Below are 1,155 nucleotides of genomic sequence, written 5' to 3'. Positions count from 1 at the left end.
GGGACGCGACCGGGGCCGTGCAGGAGACGGTGTTCTTCGCCGCCGCCCACCTCCTCAACCTCGAAGTCGACCTGATCTTCTTCGACACCACCAGCACCTACTTCGAACGCGACGGTGAGGACGAAGACGGCGGCGACGAGGCCCTGCGGCGGTTCGGGCACTCCAAGGACCACCGCAAGGACCTGCCGCAGATCGTCATCGGGCTCGCGGTCACCCGCGAGGGAATCCCGGTCCGCTGCTGGGTCTGGCCCGGCAACACCTCCGACACCACCGTGATCGAGCAGGTGAAGGACGACCTGCGGTCCTGGCGCCTGGGCCGGGTGGTCACCGTCACCGACTCCGGCTTCTCCTCCGAGGCGAACCTGGCCTACCCCACCCGGGCCGGCGGCCACTACATCACCGGCGTCAAGATGCGCGAGACCAGCAAGAAGGCCGACGCCGCCCTCGCCCGCCAGGGTCGCTACCAGGAGGTCCGCGACAACCTCCGGGTCAAGGAGGTCCGCCTGGACGGCGACCCCGGCCGCCGCTGGATCGTCTGCCACAACCCCGCCGAGGCCGCCCGCGACGCCGAGCGACGCGAGCACCAACTCGCCGCCATCACTGAAGAGTTGGACCGCATCGCCCAGGCCCGCGCCGCCGATGCGAACAAGGCCCGCGCCAAGGCGGCCAAGACCGGCAAACGCCCGGCGAAGCCGAACGACGCTGTCCACCGCAAGGCCGAATGCGCCCTGCGCGACCACCCCAGTCTCGGGCGCTGGCTCAAGCAGCACCCGACCACCGGACGCCTGTCGATCGACCGGGCCAAGGTCGCCGCCGAGTCCCGGCTCGACGGCAAGTACCTGCTGGCCACCTCCGACCCGGACCTGTCCGCCGAGGACGTCGCGCTCGGCTACAAGAACCTGCTGGAAGCCGAGCGTTCCTTCCGCACGATGAAGTCCACGCTCTACCTGCGGCCGGTCTTCCACCGCCTGGACGACCGGATACGCGCCCACGTCCTGCTGTGCTGGCTGGCCCTGCTGCTGATACGCGTCGCCGAACGCCGCACCAGCACCACCTGGCGCACCATCAGGAACGAACTTGACCGAATCCACCAGGTCACCCTCGCCGGCCCGGCCGGACGCCTGCAGCAGACCACCCGCATCACCGACGCCCAGG

The 1,155-nt window shown here is 70.2% G+C and carries 1 protein-coding gene; it reads left to right on the top strand.

Annotated elements, in window-relative coordinates; genetic code table 11:
• The coding region (locus tag ACRWND_RS30815) for an IS1634 family transposase (RefSeq protein ID WP_431955268.1) at nucleotides 1–1,155 on the top strand (1,155 nt) is incomplete at both ends.

It is taken from the genome of Actinacidiphila sp. bgisy167, assembly GCF_965342175.1.
In the GTDB taxonomy this organism is placed as follows: Bacteria; Actinomycetota; Actinomycetes; order Streptomycetales; family Streptomycetaceae; genus Actinacidiphila.
Note: the sequence above shows the minus strand (reverse complement) of the source record. Positions and strands in the feature narration are given on the sequence as shown.